This is a genomic window from Enterobacter sp. 200527-13, assembly GCF_027924865.1.
In the GTDB taxonomy this organism is placed as follows: Bacteria; Pseudomonadota; Gammaproteobacteria; order Enterobacterales; family Enterobacteriaceae; genus Enterobacter; species Enterobacter ludwigii.
Genome location: NZ_BSCM01000005.1, coordinates 208319 through 224873, shown reverse-complemented (window position 1 = coordinate 224873; position 16555 = coordinate 208319). Strand labels below are relative to the sequence as shown.

The following is a 16555-nucleotide window of genomic DNA, read 5'->3' as shown; positions in this document are numbered from 1 at the left end:
CCCTCTCCCTGTGGGAGAGGGCCAGAGTGAGGGTGTCAGGCTACGTTTAAGCTTTCACTCGCTTAATATAATCACCAAACGCGGTGAGCTGGCCAGAAAGATGGTCACGCGTACTTTGATCTACCACTTCACCCGTCTGCGGGTCGACCTTGTTCTGAATCACGCCCCCCATAAATTCCGGTTTGTTCATTACCATCGCATCCAGGAAGACCAGGATCTGACGCAGATGGTACTGGCAGCGTGCCCCGCCAATCGCGCCCATAGAGCTGGTCTGGATCAGCACCGGTTTACCCGACAGAGGCTGCTCCGGGAGACGGGATAACCAGTCAATGGCATTCTTCAGACCACCCGGGACGGAGTAGTTATATTCAGGCGTAACAATGACCACGCCGTCTGCCTGGCGGATCTGCTCTGCAAGCGCTTCTATGCTCTGTGGAAACCCTTCTTCCTGCTGCACGTCCGCGTCATAAAGCGGAATGTCGCCAATCGATGGCAGGGCGCTAATGTCCATACCTGCCGGTGCCAGCTGAGGCAGCGTGCGGGCAACCATCCCGTTAAATGAACCTTTGCGCAGGCTTCCCAGTAACGTAACAACTTTCAACGTATCAGACATGATTACTCCTGTTTCATCATGATGACCCTGAATGGATCAGCTAAGGGTATATGCTTTTTCTGCCGGTAAACTGGTTAATCTCATCAGGCGCGCGGCGGGTTCGTTGGCTCGCTCGGGCACATCCGGAAGGCTACTCCATCCGTGTTGACTGTCAAATTCCCAGATTTTCAATCGTTCGATGGCGGGGGTCACCGCGATGGACCAAATCAGTACGTCTTCGGCATCGCTGAGCGCCTCTACCAGCGTGGCTTTAGCGGAACGCAGACGTCCGGAGCCTGGAAGCAATTGCAGCAGGCTGGCGTCGTCTGATGCACAGCCACAGAGCTTTCGAATGCTCTGGCGTAAGGTAATGAGCTGAGCTCTGGCCTCGATGGGATCGTTCTGGTTACGCACCCACAGCTTTTCATTGCTGGAAAGCGGGTAGTCATCGTGCGGGTTCGCGCCGTGGAAGCCGCGGGTTGCGTGCTGAAGCTCCATGTCCAGGCCGCAATCCCCTTCAGTGGTGAGCGCGACGCCAATGATATTGCCCGTATAGGCAATGGAGAAACGCGGCAGCTCCGGGTCGGCAAAGACCGGGCGGCCTTCAGGTTGGGTGAGGATATCCGGCAGTTCACTGGTGCCGTACAGCATGAACATCAGCTCAGCGAGAAGCGCGCGGGATGCCAAAAACCGCGTCCGGCGATGCTCCGGCAGTTTACGTGCTTCCTGGTGACACGCGGATGAAATTCTGGCCGATACGAGATGTCCCTCTGTCAGTATCCCTCTTGCAAAGTGCGTTGCCATTTTTCGCTCCTTGATAATGGTCGTATTCGGTTAAACGGTTACATGATTATCGCTTAACTTGCCTTCTGTTTTAATCAGTAAATGGGAGTAAGAGAAGCCTGAGGACCCAACTTTACATTTTCTTAGGCAAAAATAAGCGCTGGAGCGGCATATAGCGCTTTGATTGTCTCACGGAGCCAGAGGATTTTCGGATTATGGCTGTTTCGTTTATGCCAGATCAGCGTGAAAGGAACGGTCAGTTTTTCAGCCTGGGCTTCATCAATGGGAATGGGCAGGGCGATCAGCTTACGCTGGTGGAGTTGATTATAGTGATGGCAGTAGTGTGGCGCCGTGGCGATGTAGTTATGGCCTGGCTGCGCCGCCATAAACATCGACTGTTCGAAACCGGGCAGGCTCATGGCGATATTACGCTCACGTCCCATCTCTCTGAGCACCTCATCAAGCGCCCAGGTGTCGCTGCGCTCCCAGAAGATGCTGATATGCGGATAGCGCAGGAAAGTCTCCAGGTTCCACTCTTCCTGAAGAGCCGGATGATCTTCGCGCAAATAGACGCAGGGGCGGTCGCTGAACAAAATTTCGTAGTCGATAAACCACGGCATCAGCTTCAACAGCTCGCGGGAGCGCGGATGTGTTTCACGGCCCGTGAAGCCAAGATCGACTTCTCCGCGCGTAATGGCATCCACCGAGTCGTAATCCCAGTGGCGCATCTTTACCGTGGCCTGTGGATAGCGCTGATTGACCTGCTCGAGCAGGGCATTAAAACGGATCAACATCAGAGGCGTTTCCGCGGCCAGCACGAACGTCAGCCCGCCCGGGGAGTCATGATGGAATTTATCGAGGATCTGATTGCCAATCTGCATCCAGTCGGCCAGATCCTGCTCCAGGCTCATCGTCAGCGGTGTCGGCAGCAGGCCTAACGGTGTTTTCACAAACAGCGGATCGTCAAACCAGTCGCGCAGTTTCGCCAGCGATTTACTTACCGCGGACGGGGTTACGTTCATCCGTTTCGCGGCTTTGGTTACGCTGCGCTCCTGCAGCAAAAGCTGCAGACACAACAACAGGTTAAGATCGAGACTGCTGATTGGCTTCTTCATAATGGGCCGCGGGCTGGATGACCATAAGTAAGGTGATGCAGAGCATGCTACAACCAATCAGAATCCCGATCAGCATATTGAGCGCATTAAGGCCGATGACCGCCGCCAGCCATATCCACAGCGACGAACCGCAGACCTGTGCAATACCCAGCACCGAGCTTGCCACACCCGCGCGCAGCGAGAACGGGCCAAGCGCCTGACTCATCGCCACGCCAAAGCCGACGGAGAAGCCGGCGCAAATCAGCGTAATCCCTACCAGCATCAGCGCATGTGTGCTGGTGGTCGCCAGAATCCCCCCCGCAGCGAGGAACAGCACCTGAGAGGTTAGCATGAGTGTGCGCTGACGGAAGATATTCAGTGCGAACGGCGTCGAGAACGAGACGGCCATACTGACCATCGCGGTAAGTGCCATCACGGTGGAATACTCACCGCGATCAAACCCCATGGTCTCCATCAGCAACACCGGGGAAACGTTTACATACGTCAGGATCACCGCCACGCTCAGTGTGGTAATGGCCAGGCGACTCAGGAAAAAGCGGTTTAGCAGCGTCTCGGCCGGATGAAGGGTTGCCGTATGGCCTGTGTTTTGCGAGCCTGGATGGGTCTCTTTCAACACCGTGATCGAGAGGATAAAGACCAGCGCACCCATGGCCGCCATCGTCCAGAACAGGCTCTGCCACGGGAATTTCAGCATGATCAGATAGCCCACCACCGGCGCCATCACCGGAATGATGCAGGTAATACCGTTGAGCATGGAAAGCACTTTGGCACGCCGCTGAGCGCTTAAGGTATCGCGCAGGATGGCGAAGGCCACTACATAACAGCCACCGGCACCTATTCCCTGGATAAAGCGTCCTGTCAGGAACAGAGTACTGTCCTGGGCCAGGGAGCAGAGCATTGACGCCAGCGCGAAGATGATGGCACAGGTAATGGCCACGGGCTGACGACCCGCTTTGTCTGCGATTTTCCCGGCAAATACCATCGATGATGCCATCCCGGCGAGATAGGCCGAAAACGCAATATGCAGCTGCGCCTCGCTGGCACCCAGATCGCGGGCAATGTGCGGCAGCCCCACCAGATACATATCAATACCCGATGGATAAAGCAGAACCAGCGCAAAACTACAAAACAGAAAACGAGCCATAAACCCCCCATAGATGCAGGCAAGCAGAATAGGGGGATAAAAGGGATTAGGCGAGTTGCCATTTGGACAAAGGTGATTTCCCGGGAGGAAATCACCCTTCATCAGCGGTAATTACTTGCCGATACAGAAGCTCGAGAAAATCCGTCCCAGCAGATCGTCCGAGGTAAATTCGCCGGTTATCTCACTCAGATTTTGCTGCGCCAGACGCAGCTCTTCCGCCAGCAGTTCACCCGCCCATGCGCCAAGCAGCTGTGCTTTCCCCTGATCGAGGTGGCGTGCTGCGTCTTCCAGCGCCTGAAGGTGACGACGGCGCGCAAGGAAGCCGCCTTCCATACTGGTATCAAAGCCCATGCTCTGTTTGAGATGGTTGCGCAGGTCGTCAACGCCTTCACCGGTACGGGCCGACAGGCGAATAAGTGAGTGGCCATTCACTTCACTAATACCCAGCGTTTCGCCGGTCACATCCGCTTTGTTACGCACCACGGTGATCGGCAGTTTTGCCGGCAGGCGGGCAATAAAGTCTGGCCAGATGTCCGCCGGATCAACGGCATCGGTCGTGGTACCGTCCACCATAAACAGCACGCGGTCAGCCTGCTCAATCTCTTGCCAGGCGCGTTCGATACCGATGCGCTCTACTTCGTCACTGGCGTCGCGAAGACCTGCCGTGTCGATGATGTGCAGCGGCATACCGTCGATATGAATATGCTCACGCAGCACGTCGCGGGTGGTACCGGCGATGTCGGTGACGATCGCCGCTTCACGGCCCGCCAGGGCGTTGAGCAGGCTCGATTTACCGGCGTTAGGGCGGCCCGCAATCACGACCTTCATCCCCTCGCGCAGCAGGCTACCCTGACGTGCTTCGGCACGCACCGCGTCGAGATCGGCCATCACGCTATTGAGCTGAGCTTCAATTTTACCGTCAGAGAGGAAGTCGATCTCCTCATCCGGGAAATCGATAGCCGCTTCGACATAGATGCGCAGGTGAGTAAGTGCTTCCACAAGATGATTCACGCGCGCCGAGAACGCGCCCTGAAGCGAGTTCAGTGCGGAGCGGGCTGCCTGCTCGGAGCTGGCGTCGATCAGGTCAGCAATTGCTTCTGCCTGTGCGAGGTCGAGCTTGTCGTTCAGGAAGGCACGCTCGGAGAACTCACCTGGCTTTGCAATGCGCAGGCCCGGCAGCGTCAGAATGCGTTTTAACAGCAGGTCGAGAATGACCGGGCCACCGTGGCCCTGCAGCTCCAGTACGTCTTCTCCGGTAAAGGAGTTCGGGCCCGGGAACCACAGCGCAATGCCCTGGTCCAGCGGCGTGCCGTCAGTGTCTTTAAACGGCAGATAATCAGCGTAGCGCGGCTTTGGCAGTTTACCCAGCACCGCTTCGGCGACCTCGCGGGCCTTCAGGCCGGAGATACGCAGAATGCCTACACCACCGCGTCCCGGTGGGGTTGCCTGGGCGACGATAGTGTCGTTATGGCTCATGGTTGGTCTCGTTCAATACAAATAAAAAAGGCGGTCAATCGACCGCCCTTATTTTAGCGTTAACTTACCGAATCAGGACTTTTTCTTTTCGCGGCTATGCAGGCCACGTTTTTCCAGACCACGGTAAATCAGCTGCTGCTGGATAATGGTCACCAGGTTGCTGACGATATAGTACAGCACCAGACCTGACGGGAACCACAGGAAGAACACGGTGAAGATGACCGGCATAAAGGTCATGATCTTCTGCTGCATCGGGTCGGTCACGGTGGTCGGCGACATCTTCTGGATGAAGAACATCGTTACGCCCATCAGGATCGGCAGGATGTAGTACGGGTCCTGTGCAGACAGGTCATGGATCCACAGGGCGAACGGCGCGTGGCGCAGCTCAACGGAACCCATCAGCATGTAGTACAGCGCAAGGAAGATTGGCATCTGAATCAGCAGCGGGAAGCAACCACCCAGCGGGTTCACTTTCTCTGCTTTATACAGGGCCATCATCTCCTGGCTCTGACGCTGTTTGTCATCGCCCAGACGCTCACGCATTGCCTGAATCTTAGGCTGCAGCATACGCATCTTCGCCATGGAGGTGTACTGCGCTTTAGTCAGCGGGTACATGATGCCACGTACGATGAAGGTGATAACGATGATGGAGAAGCCCCAGTTACCCAGGAAGCTGTGGATGAACTTCAGCAGCTTAAACAGCGGCTGAGAGATGAACCACAACCAGCCGTAGTCCACGGTCAGATCCAGGTGCGGCGCAACGGCAGCCATTTTGTCCTGGATTTCCGGACCGACCCACAGGGTGCTTGCCAGCTTACCGGTTTGACCCGGCTGTACCAGAACCGGCTGAGATTTGTAGCCAATGGCTGCAAGACCGTTACCCAGGTTCGCGGTATAGAAGTTGTTAGTACCGTCGTTCGTTGGCACCCACGCAGTGGCGAAATACTGCTGCAGCATTGCCACCCAACCGCCTTTAGCGCTGACGTTCAGGTTTTCGTTATCGGCAATGGTGTCGAATTTGTATTTCTCGTACTTCGCATCAGGCGTGGAGTACGCCGCGCCACGGAAGGTATGCAGCGCAAAGTTGCTGCTTCCGGTGTCACGGTGAGACGGCAGATTGATGGACTGCTTCAGCTGACCAAAGGTCGACAGTTCCAGCGGTTTCGCACCGGTGTTCTGAACGCTGTAGCCCACGTTCACCGCATATTCACCGCGTTTCAGGGTGAAGGTTTTGGTGAAGGTGTTGCCCGCGGCGTCGGTGTAGGTCATCGGGATAGCGATTTCGTTCTGACCATCAGCCAGTACGAAGGTCTCTTTCTCGACGTTGTACAGTGGACGCGCACCGTTAGCCGGGTTATCCGGGCCATCACGACCGGTCAGGCCGCTCTGAGCCTGGTAGATAAACTCAGGCGTGGTTTCCAGTAACTGGAACGGTTCGTTAGACTTCAGCTCTTTTGGGTAGGTCAACAGCAGCGCCTGCTCAACATCACCACCACGGGTGTTGATAGTCAGCTCAAGCACATCGGTCTTAACCGTAATCTGTTTCCCCTGGCCACTGGCCGGTACGCCCTGGTCGGCGGCGCTACCCGCTGCGGTGGTCGTAGTCTGCGTGGTCTGCTGCTGGGGTTGAGGATTTTTATCCTGCTCCCATGCCTGCCAGATCATGAAAGACACGAACAACAAAGCGATGATAAGAAGATTGCGTTGCGAATCCATCGTTAGTGTTCTCTGGTATCAAAGGGTCCTGGCGGGACGGGATCGTCTCCACCTGGGTGTAAAGGGTGGCATTTTAATACGCGTTTCACCGTCAACCAACTGCCTTTTATCACTCCAAACCTGCGCAATGCCTCAATTCCGTAGCTTGAGCATGTTGGCGTGAAACGGCAGTGCGGCCCGAGTAGCGGACTAATCAGGCGTTGATAGACCCGAATGAGGGCTATCAGGACCCGCGAGCCAGGCGACAATGGCGGCGCCATAATTTTTCCAACGCTTCCGAGAGAGCACGGTTATCGAGGTCGGCAACCCCTTTTTTAGCCACCACCACGAAATCCATTGAAGGCAGTTCGTGCTGACGTAAACGGAAGCTTTCACGCGTCAGACGTTTAATCCGATTGCGTTCATGCGCACGCTTAACGTTTTTCTTGGCGACAGTAAGACCGATGCGGGGATGCCCCAGCGAATTCAGGCGGCCGAGGATGGTGATTTGCGGCGTGCCAGCCCGTTGTGGCTGCTGGAAGACGAAAGTGAAATGAGTGGGAGTTAACAAACGTAACTCCCTGGGAAATGCTAGCTTAACCACTCAGGGGTTAGCTTTATTACTTGGAAACGGTCAGACGAGCGCGGCCTTTAGCACGACGACGTGCCAGAACCTGACGACCATTTTTAGTAGCCATACGAGCACGGAAGCCGTGAGAACGGTTGCGCTTCAGTACAGACGGTTGAAAAGTGCGTTTCATGGCGATTTCTACCTAAACTTGAATAAATTCACTGACTTTTGCGTATACCCGAACGAGTTTCGAACGACTAACGCCTCAGCGTGGGTGATTAAAGAGGCCGGATTGTAATAATTGTACACTCCGGAGTCAATTCTCTTTCCTTATTTCCCGCGTATTTCCGCACGTTTTCGCGTGGAAAATGAGCAACGGACGACGCAGGAAGATGAGCACCACGCGCCGGGTCGAGGATTATACGGCCTCCCAAACAAAGCGCAAGGATCGTCCCGGATCTTCGTTAGATCATTTAAGCAAGAAATTGTCTGTGCTCATTAATTTTTCCAATATGCGGGCTAAATCGTAGGGTACTCGCCCCAGGATCGTTTACACTTACCCGGTTTCCGATCTTCCTGTGGATAAATCGGGAAGAATCTGTGAGAAACAGAAGATCTCTGGCTCAGTTTAGGCTATGATCCGCGGTCCCGATCGGGATCCAGCGATCCTGGCCGGGTATAACCGCAGATAGCGGTTCGCACATCACCCTTTTGCACAGGGTCATGTCGATGTGCGCCAACAATCATGAATATTCAATAGTTTTCTTTTATTGTTCGAGTGGAGTCCGCCGTGTCACTTTCGCTTTGGCAGCAGTGTCTTGCCCGATTGCAGGATGAGTTACCAGCCACAGAATTCAGTATGTGGATCCGCCCCTTGCAGGCGGAACTGAGCGATAACACGCTGGCTTTGTATGCGCCAAACCGTTTTGTGCTCGATTGGGTAAGGGATAAATACCTTAATAACATCAATGGACTGCTGAATGATTTCTGCGGATCCGATGCGCCACAGCTACGCTTTGAAGTGGGAACAAAACCGGTCACGCAGACCGTGCGTGAAACGGTAAATGTGGCAATACCTGCTCAGGCAGCCCCCGCTCCGGCACCTCGCGCCCTTCCGGCGACCCGTTCGGGCTGGGACAACGTGCCTGCTCCGGCAGAGCAAACCTACCGTTCTAACGTCAATGTTAAACACACGTTCGATAACTTCGTTGAAGGTAAATCGAACCAGCTGGCGCGCGCGGCGGCACGCCAGGTTGCAGATAACCCCGGTGGTGCCTACAACCCGCTGTTCCTTTATGGCGGCACGGGTTTGGGTAAAACGCACCTTCTGCATGCGGTAGGCAACGGCATTATGGCGCGTAAGCCAAATGCGAAAGTGGTGTATATGCACTCCGAGCGCTTCGTTCAGGACATGGTAAAAGCCCTGCAAAACAATGCGATCGAAGAGTTTAAACGCTACTACCGTTCTGTTGACGCACTGCTTATCGATGACATCCAGTTCTTTGCCAACAAAGAACGATCCCAGGAAGAGTTTTTCCACACCTTTAATGCGCTGCTGGAAGGTAATCAGCAGATCATTTTGACGTCGGATCGTTATCCAAAAGAGATCAACGGCGTTGAAGATCGTCTGAAATCCCGTTTTGGCTGGGGCCTGACCGTGGCGATCGAGCCACCGGAACTGGAAACCCGCGTCGCGATCCTGATGAAGAAAGCCGATGAAAACGACATTCGCCTGCCGGGTGAAGTGGCGTTCTTTATTGCCAAGCGTCTGCGCTCCAACGTCCGTGAACTTGAAGGGGCACTGAACCGCGTGATTGCCAATGCCAACTTCACCGGCCGTGCGATCACCATCGATTTTGTGCGTGAAGCGCTGCGCGATTTGCTGGCACTGCAGGAAAAATTGGTCACTATCGACAATATTCAAAAGACGGTGGCCGAGTACTACAAAATCAAAGTGGCAGATTTGCTGTCTAAACGTCGTTCCCGCTCGGTGGCGCGTCCGCGTCAGATGGCGATGGCGCTGGCAAAGGAGTTAACCAACCACAGTCTGCCGGAGATCGGCGATGCGTTTGGTGGCCGTGACCATACGACCGTGCTGCACGCTTGTCGTAAGATTGAGCAGTTACGCGAAGAAAGCCACGACATAAAAGAAGATTTTTCCAATTTAATCAGAACATTATCATCGTGACGCTATGAAATTTACCGTTGAACGTGAACATTTATTAAAACCGCTGCAACAGGTGAGTGGCCCATTAGGTGGCCGCCCAACGCTGCCAATTCTCGGAAACCTGCTGCTTCAGGTCGCGGACGGTACGCTGTCGCTGACCGGCACAGATCTGGAAATGGAAATGATCGCGCGCGTTACGCTGTCTCAGCCGCATGAAGCGGGCGCGACCACTGTTCCGGCACGTAAATTCTTTGATATCTGCCGCGGGCTGCCGGAAGGCGCTGAAATTGCCGTGCAGCTGGAAGGCGACCGTATGCTGGTGCGCTCTGGCCGCAGCCGTTTCTCGCTCTCCACGCTGCCTGCCGCGGACTTCCCGAACCTGGACGACTGGCAGAGTGAAGTTGAATTCACCCTGCCGCAGGCAACGATGAAGCGTCTGATTGAAGCCACGCAGTTCTCAATGGCGCATCAGGACGTTCGTTACTACTTAAACGGCATGCTGTTCGAAACCGAAGGTGAAGAGCTGCGTACCGTGGCTACCGACGGTCACCGACTGGCAGTCTGTTCCATGCCCATTGGCGACTCGCTGCCAAACCATTCGGTGATCGTACCGCGCAAAGGGGTGATTGAGCTGATGCGTATGCTCGACGGTGGTGATACGCCACTGCGCGTGCAGATCGGCAGCAATAACATCCGTGCTCACGTGGGTGATTTTGTCTTCACATCGAAGCTGGTTGACGGTCGTTTCCCGGATTATCGCCGCGTATTGCCGAAGAACCCGGACAAAACGCTGGAAGCCGGTTGCGACAGCCTCAAGCAGGCCTTTGCCCGCGCCGCGATTCTCTCTAACGAGAAATTCCGCGGGGTGCGTCTGTATGTGAGCGAAAATCAGATCAAAATCACCGCCAACAACCCGGAGCAGGAAGAGGCAGAAGAGATTCTGGACGTCACCTATGCCGGGACTGAGATGGAAATCGGCTTTAACGTCAGTTATGTGCTGGATGTACTGAACGCGCTTAAATGCGAGAACGTTCGCATTCTGCTGACCGACTCCGTTTCGAGTGTACAGATTGAAGATGCGGCCAGCCAAAGTGCGGCTTACGTTGTCATGCCGATGAGGCTGTAGTGAACGCTATCGGGCTATCTTACTTGCCTTTTTCAACCCGGGCTGTGCTCGCCCCTGTCTCGCACTTCGTGTACGCGCCAGGGTCTGCGTGCAGTCCGCGTTGAAACGGGCTGAGCCGATTACGCCCTGGCCCGAAGAAATCCAGATATGTCACTGACGCGCCTTTTAATTAAAGATTTCCGCAATATCGAAAACGCGGATCTCGCTTTATCCCCTGGCTTTAATTTCCTGGTTGGCGCGAACGGCAGCGGTAAAACCAGCGTGCTTGAGGCCATCTACACGCTCGGCCACGGACGGGCGTTTCGCAGTCTGCAAATTGGCCGCGTCATTCGCCACGAACAGGAAGCCTTTGTTCTGCACGGGCGTTTGCAGGGCGAGGAGCGTGAAACGGCCATCGGTCTGACCAAAGACAAGCAGGGCGACAGCAAGGTTCGTATCGACGGTACTGACGGCCACAAAGTGGCTGAGCTCGCGCTGCTGATGCCGATGCAGCTGATTACGCCGGAGGGGTTTACTTTACTCAATGGCGGCCCCAAATACAGAAGAGCCTTCCTTGACTGGGGATGCTTTCACAACGAAGCCGGTTTCTTTAATGCCTGGAGCAACCTGAAGCGCCTGCTTAAGCAGCGTAACGCTGCACTGCGCCAGGTGACACGCTACGCCCAGCTGCGCCCGTGGGACAAGGAATTAATTCCCCTTGCGGAACAAATCAGCCGCTGGCGTGCCGAATACAGCGCGGGTATCGCCGACGATATGGCCGACACCTGCAAACAGTTTTTACCTGAATTCTCTCTCACCTTCTCCTTCCAGCGCGGCTGGGAGAAAGAGACAGATTATGCCGAAGTGTTAGAGAGAAATTTCGAGCGCGACCGCATGCTGACCTACACCGCACATGGCCCGCACAAGGCGGATTTCCGCATTCGTGCCGACGGTGCGCCGGTGGAAGACACGCTGTCGCGTGGGCAGCTCAAGCTTTTGATGTGTGCGCTGCGCCTGGCGCAGGGAGAGTTTTTGACCCGCGAGAGCGGGCGACGCTGCCTGTACCTGATAGATGATTTTGCCTCGGAACTTGACGACGCGCGGCGCGGGCTGCTTGCCAGCCGCTTAAAAGCCACGCAGTCACAGGTTTTCGTCAGTGCGATTAGCGCTGAACACGTTATAGACATGTCGGACGAAAATTCGAAGATGTTTACCGTGGAAAAGGGTAAAATAACGGATTAACCCAAGTTGAAATGAGCGAGAAACGTTGATGTCGAATTCTTATGACTCCTCCAGTATCAAAGTCCTGAAAGGGCTGGATGCGGTGCGTAAGCGCCCGGGTATGTATATCGGCGACACGGATGACGGCACCGGTCTGCACCACATGGTATTCGAGGTGGTAGATAACGCTATCGACGAAGCGCTCGCGGGTCACTGTAAAGACATCGTGGTCACGATCCATGCGGACAACTCCGTCTCCGTCACCGATGACGGTCGTGGCATCCCAACCGGTATTCACCCGGAAGAGGGCGTATCGGCTGCGGAAGTTATCATGACCGTTCTGCACGCAGGCGGTAAGTTCGATGATAACTCCTATAAAGTTTCCGGCGGTCTGCACGGTGTAGGTGTGTCCGTGGTTAACGCCCTGTCGCAGAAACTGGAGCTGGTTATCCAGCGCGAAGGTAAAATTCACCGTCAGCTGTATACGCACGGCGTGCCGCAGGCACCGCTGGCTGTTACGGGTGACACCGACAAAACCGGTACCATGGTGCGTTTCTGGCCGAGCCTTGAAACGTTCACCAACGTTACCGAGTTCGAATATGAGATTCTGGCGAAACGCCTGCGTGAACTGTCGTTCCTGAACTCCGGCGTCTCGATTCGTCTGCGTGACAAACGCGACAACAGAGAAGACCACTTCCACTACGAAGGCGGTATCCGGGCGTTCGTTGAGTATCTGAACAAGAACAAAACGCCCATTCACCCGAATATCTTCTACTTCTCTACCGAAAAAGACGGTATTGGCGTGGAAGTGGCGCTGCAGTGGAACGACGGTTTCCAGGAAAATATCTACTGCTTCACCAACAACATTCCACAGCGTGACGGCGGTACTCACCTTGCGGGCTTCCGTGCGGCGATGACCCGTACCCTGAATGCCTACATGGACAAAGAAGGCTACAGCAAAAAAGCGAAAGTCAGCGCCACCGGTGACGATGCCCGTGAAGGCCTGATTGCGGTTGTCTCCGTGAAGGTACCGGATCCGAAGTTCTCCTCTCAGACTAAAGACAAGCTGGTCTCTTCTGAGGTGAAATCGGCGGTTGAACAGCAGATGAACGAACTGCTGAGCGAATACCTGCTGGAAAACCCGTCAGACGCGAAAATCGTGGTTGGCAAAATTATCGATGCGGCACGTGCCCGTGAAGCGGCGCGTAAAGCCCGTGAAATGACCCGTCGTAAAGGCGCGCTGGATTTAGCTGGCCTGCCAGGCAAACTGGCTGACTGTCAGGAACGCGACCCGGCGCTGTCCGAACTGTACCTTGTGGAAGGGGACTCCGCGGGCGGTTCTGCGAAGCAGGGCCGTAACCGTAAGAATCAGGCTATCCTGCCGCTGAAGGGTAAAATCCTCAACGTGGAGAAGGCCCGTTTCGACAAGATGCTCTCTTCTCAGGAAGTGGCAACGCTGATCACCGCGCTCGGTTGCGGCATCGGCCGTGACGAGTACAACCCGGACAAACTGCGCTACCACAGCATCATCATCATGACCGATGCGGACGTCGACGGCTCGCACATCCGTACGCTGCTGTTGACCTTCTTCTATCGTCAGATGCCAGAAATTGTTGAACGTGGCCACGTCTACATTGCACAGCCACCGCTGTACAAAGTGAAGAAAGGCAAACAGGAACAGTACATCAAAGACGACGAAGCGATGGATCAGTACCAAATCGCGATCGCGCTTGATGGTGCGACCCTGCATGCGAACTCTCACGCCCCTGCACTGGCCGGTGAGCCGCTGGAGCGTCTGGTGTCCGAGTTCAACGCGGCGCAGAAAATGATTGGTCGTATGGAGCGTCGTTATCCTAAATCGCTGCTGAAGGCGCTGATTTATCAGCCAACCCTGACGGAAGCCGATCTGAGCGATGAACAGGTTGTTACCCGCTGGGTGAACACCCTGGTAACCGAGCTGAACGAGAAAGAGCAGCACGGCAGCCAGTGGAAGTTTGATGTCCAGCAGAACGCTCAGCAGCAGTTCGAACCGATTGTGCGCGTGCGTACTCACGGCGTAGATACCGATTACCCCCTGGAGCACGAGTTTGTGACCGGTCCGGAATATCGCCGTATCTGTACGCTGGGTGAGAAGCTCCGTGGTCTTATCGAAGATGATGCGTTTATCGAACGTGGTGAACGTCGTCAGCCGGTAGCAAGCTTCGAGCAGGCGCTGGAATGGCTGGTGAAAGAGTCCCGTCGTGGTCTGTCTATTCAGCGTTATAAAGGTCTGGGTGAAATGAACCCGGATCAGCTGTGGGAAACCACCATGGATCCGGAAAGCCGTCGTATGCTGCGCGTGACCGTTAAAGATGCGATTGCAGCCGATCAGCTGTTCACAACCCTGATGGGCGATGCGGTTGAGCCACGTCGTGCCTTTATCGAAGAGAACGCCCTGAAAGCGGCGAATATCGATATTTAAGGGTGGTTACACCGCAAGTCAGAGGCCGCGCGTTTAGCGCGGCTTTTTTATGGGCGCAGAATTATCAGCATCCAGCTCCAGTGACAGGACTGACGGTAACCGGCTGACCAGCATGTCGACCGCAATCCTGACTCGCAGGGGCAGATGCGGCGTCTGCTGCCAGACCGCGTGAACGTCGAAACGCACATCCGGTGCCTGTTTTAAGAGTGGGATGAGCCTTCCATTCTGCAGCTCTTTGCGCACCATCCAGCAGGGTAACCATGCCATACCATGCCCGGCCAGCGCTGCGTCGCAGATAGCCTGCAGATCGTCCATATTGAGGGATGAGCGGGGAATTAGGGTGTGCTGCGTGCCTTCGTGGTCCGCCAGTTCCCACGGTAACACCCTGCCGGCACGCAGGTAGTTAATGGCCTTATGCTGGCGTAAATCGCCAACGGTTTCAGGCTGGCCGTTATTCCTCAGGTATTCCGGCGCGGCGCACAGCACCATTCGGTGTTCCCCCAGGCGTCTGGCGACCAGCATGGTGCTGTCCGGCAGTGCGCCGTTTCGCACCGCCATATCAAACCCTTCCTCGACGATATCCACTACGCGATCGCTGAATGACATTTCCAGCTCAAGGGCAGGATGTTCCTGCGTCAAGGCTATCAGCAGCGGGGCGATGCACTGGCGACCAAACAGCACCGGCATGGCAACACGCAGACGGCCACTCACCTGATGTTTCCCTGTTTCCAGCAGCGACTCCGCGCCACGGATTTCCTGGAGTGCTCGCAGGCAGCGTTCATAAAAAAGGGCACCGTTATCGGTCAGGCTTTGGCTACGCGTTGTGCGCTGAAACAGGCGTACTCCCAGCCGCGCTTCAAGGCGAGCAACGCTTTTCCCTACCGCCGAGCGCGACAAATGCAAACGCACCGCGGCCTGAGCAAAACTGCCTGCCTCTACGGCGGCGACAAAAACGGGAATATCCTTCAGCGTATCGGTCATGGATTGTCGTTCTTCAGGAATCAATAGTGGGAAAAGGTATCGCCACTGGCGACCATGAGTCAACGTTAGACTGTCAGTACTGAAGTGCATTTGATAACAGGAGAAAAAGATGACAGAGATGATGCAACGCTGGTCAATGGACGCCCTTGGGCGTGAAAACCTCAGACTCACTCAGGCGCCTGTACCCCAGCCGGGCCCGGGTGAAGTGCGCGTGCGGGTGAACGCTGTCGCGCTCAACTATCGCGATAAAATGGTCATCGAAGGCAACATGCCGATCGCGCTCTCCTTCCCGTTTACCCCGGCATCTGACATGGCAGGCGTGGTGGACAGTACGGGTGAAGGCGTTACCCGCTTTAAACCCGGTGCTCGCGTCATCTCCACCTTCTCTCCGGAGTGGGTAGACGGTAAACCGAAAGGCGACGCCCGCAATTTGCCCTACCAGACGCTGGGCGGTTACTTCCAGGGGATGCTGTCTGAATACGTGATCATGCGTGAAAACTGGCTGGTGGCCGCCCCGGAAACGCTGGATGACGCAGAGGCCAGCACCTTACCTTGCGCGGGGCTTACCGCATGGTTTGCGCTGGTGGAGCGCGGACAGTTACGTGCCGGACAGTCGGTGCTGGTGCAAGGCACAGGCGGTGTCGCAATCTTCGCGTTGCAAATCGCCAAAGCACACGGTGCAGAAGTTTTTGTGACGTCGGGCAGTGATGAAAAACTGGCGCTGGCTAAAACGCTCGGTGCCGATCGGGGCATCAACCGGCTTAAAGGGAACTGGGCTGACGAGATTTACGCGCTGACGCAGGATCGCGGTATCGACCATATTATTGAAACCGTTGGCGGGGAGAACCTGAGACATTCCCTGCGGGCCGTTGCCGTTCACGGGCGCATATCCGTCATTGGCGTGTTGGCCGGGAGTGAAATCTCGCTGCCTGCCAGCGAACTCTTGCTGAAATCACCGGTGATTCAGGGGATTGGCGTCGGGCACCGCCGTGCGCTGGAAGATTTTGTCCGCGCGGTTGATGTCACGGGGCTGAAACCGGTGATTGAACACCGCTACCGTTTTAACCAGCTTGAAGAGGCGCTTGTACACCTCGACCGCGGTGCTTTTGGCAAAATAGTCCTCACCCGCGAGTAAGCCGTTATCCCCGGGGCAGGCGTAAAAGGGGGCTTTTGTTGCGCAATGTAGCTCTATTTTTGTGGGCTTAATCGCGTTAGCATGAGGCAGCACTCATTTATCCCGGGGA

Annotated in this window: 15 protein-coding genes; 5 read left to right on the top strand and 10 right to left on the bottom strand. The window is 55.5% G+C overall.

What is annotated here, in order from left to right; translation table 11 throughout:
* Positions 1-46: 46 nt before the first annotated feature.
* The 9 genes from QMG44_RS17585 to rpmH all read right to left on the bottom strand — a co-directional run bounded on the left by QMG44_RS17585 (position 47) and on the right by rpmH (position 7566).
* Positions 47-613, bottom strand: coding sequence for an NADPH-dependent FMN reductase (locus QMG44_RS17585; RefSeq protein WP_086533049.1), 567 nt, complete (start codon positions 611-613; stop codon positions 47-49).
* A 36-nt stretch (positions 614-649) separates the two neighbouring features.
* Positions 650-1396: a 4'-phosphopantetheinyl transferase superfamily protein gene (locus tag QMG44_RS17580; protein ID WP_014172296.1), complete on the bottom strand. Its 747-nt coding sequence runs from the start codon at positions 1394-1396 to the stop codon at positions 650-652.
* A gap of 122 nt (positions 1397-1518) precedes the next feature.
* Positions 1519-2490, bottom strand: a complete 972-nt coding sequence (gene yidZ, locus QMG44_RS17575; RefSeq protein ID WP_040018322.1) for an HTH-type transcriptional regulator YidZ — start codon at positions 2488-2490, stop codon at positions 1519-1521.
* Positions 2459-3634 (bottom strand): MFS transporter, encoded by a 1176-nt coding sequence (locus QMG44_RS17570; RefSeq protein WP_047742678.1) that lies wholly within the window; start codon positions 3632-3634, stop codon positions 2459-2461. Before QMG44_RS17570 ends, yidZ begins: the two co-directional genes overlap by 32 nt.
* A 111-nt stretch (positions 3635-3745) precedes the next feature.
* Positions 3746-5110: a tRNA uridine-5-carboxymethylaminomethyl(34) synthesis GTPase MnmE gene (gene mnmE, locus QMG44_RS17565; protein ID WP_014172299.1), complete on the bottom strand. Its 1365-nt coding sequence runs from the start codon at positions 5108-5110 to the stop codon at positions 3746-3748.
* A gap of 72 nt (positions 5111-5182) precedes the next feature.
* A complete protein-coding gene (gene yidC / locus QMG44_RS17560; RefSeq protein WP_014172300.1) occupies positions 5183-6826 on the bottom strand; it encodes a membrane protein insertase YidC in 1644 nt (547 codons plus the stop codon).
* A gap of 2 nt (positions 6827-6828) precedes the next feature.
* Positions 6829-7086, bottom strand: a complete 258-nt coding sequence (gene yidD / locus QMG44_RS17555; protein ID WP_001307474.1) for a membrane protein insertion efficiency factor YidD — start codon at positions 7084-7086, stop codon at positions 6829-6831.
* Positions 7050-7409, bottom strand: a complete 360-nt coding sequence (gene rnpA, locus QMG44_RS17550) for a ribonuclease P protein component (protein WP_014172301.1) — start codon at positions 7407-7409, stop codon at positions 7050-7052. Before rnpA ends, yidD begins: the two co-directional genes overlap by 37 nt.
* Before the next feature lie 16 nt (positions 7410-7425).
* Entirely contained in the window at positions 7426-7566 is a 141-nt protein-coding gene (gene rpmH / locus QMG44_RS17545) for a 50S ribosomal protein L34 (protein ID WP_000831330.1), read from the bottom strand.
* Between the two features lie 600 nt (positions 7567-8166).
* Here rpmH and dnaA point away from each other — a divergent pair.
* From dnaA to gyrB, 4 genes are all read left to right on the top strand, one after another.
* On the top strand, positions 8167-9564 hold the full coding sequence (gene dnaA / locus QMG44_RS17540; RefSeq protein WP_020882755.1) for a chromosomal replication initiator protein DnaA: 1398 nt from the start codon (positions 8167-8169) through the stop codon (positions 9562-9564).
* Positions 9565-9568: 4 nt separating this feature from the next.
* Positions 9569-10669 (top strand): DNA polymerase III subunit beta, encoded by a 1101-nt coding sequence (dnaN, locus tag QMG44_RS17535; protein WP_014167956.1) that lies wholly within the window; start codon positions 9569-9571, stop codon positions 10667-10669.
* 147 nt (positions 10670-10816) lie between these two features.
* Positions 10817-11890: a DNA replication/repair protein RecF gene (gene recF, locus QMG44_RS17530; protein ID WP_014167957.1), complete on the top strand. Its 1074-nt coding sequence runs from the start codon at positions 10817-10819 to the stop codon at positions 11888-11890.
* A gap of 28 nt (positions 11891-11918) precedes the next feature.
* On the top strand, positions 11919-14330 hold the full coding sequence (gene gyrB, locus QMG44_RS17525) for a DNA topoisomerase (ATP-hydrolyzing) subunit B (protein ID WP_020882753.1): 2412 nt from the start codon (positions 11919-11921) through the stop codon (positions 14328-14330).
* A 33-nt stretch (positions 14331-14363) separates the two neighbouring features.
* On the opposite strand, the gene QMG44_RS17520 is transcribed toward gyrB, so the two are convergent.
* Positions 14364-15311: a LysR family transcriptional regulator gene (locus QMG44_RS17520; protein WP_086533050.1), complete on the bottom strand. Its 948-nt coding sequence runs from the start codon at positions 15309-15311 to the stop codon at positions 14364-14366.
* 109 nt (positions 15312-15420) lie between these two features.
* Between QMG44_RS17520 and QMG44_RS17515 the strand changes: the two genes are divergently transcribed.
* On the top strand, positions 15421-16446 hold the full coding sequence (locus QMG44_RS17515) for an NAD(P)-dependent alcohol dehydrogenase (protein ID WP_044865921.1): 1026 nt from the start codon (positions 15421-15423) through the stop codon (positions 16444-16446).
* Positions 16447-16555: the final 109 nt, after the last annotated feature.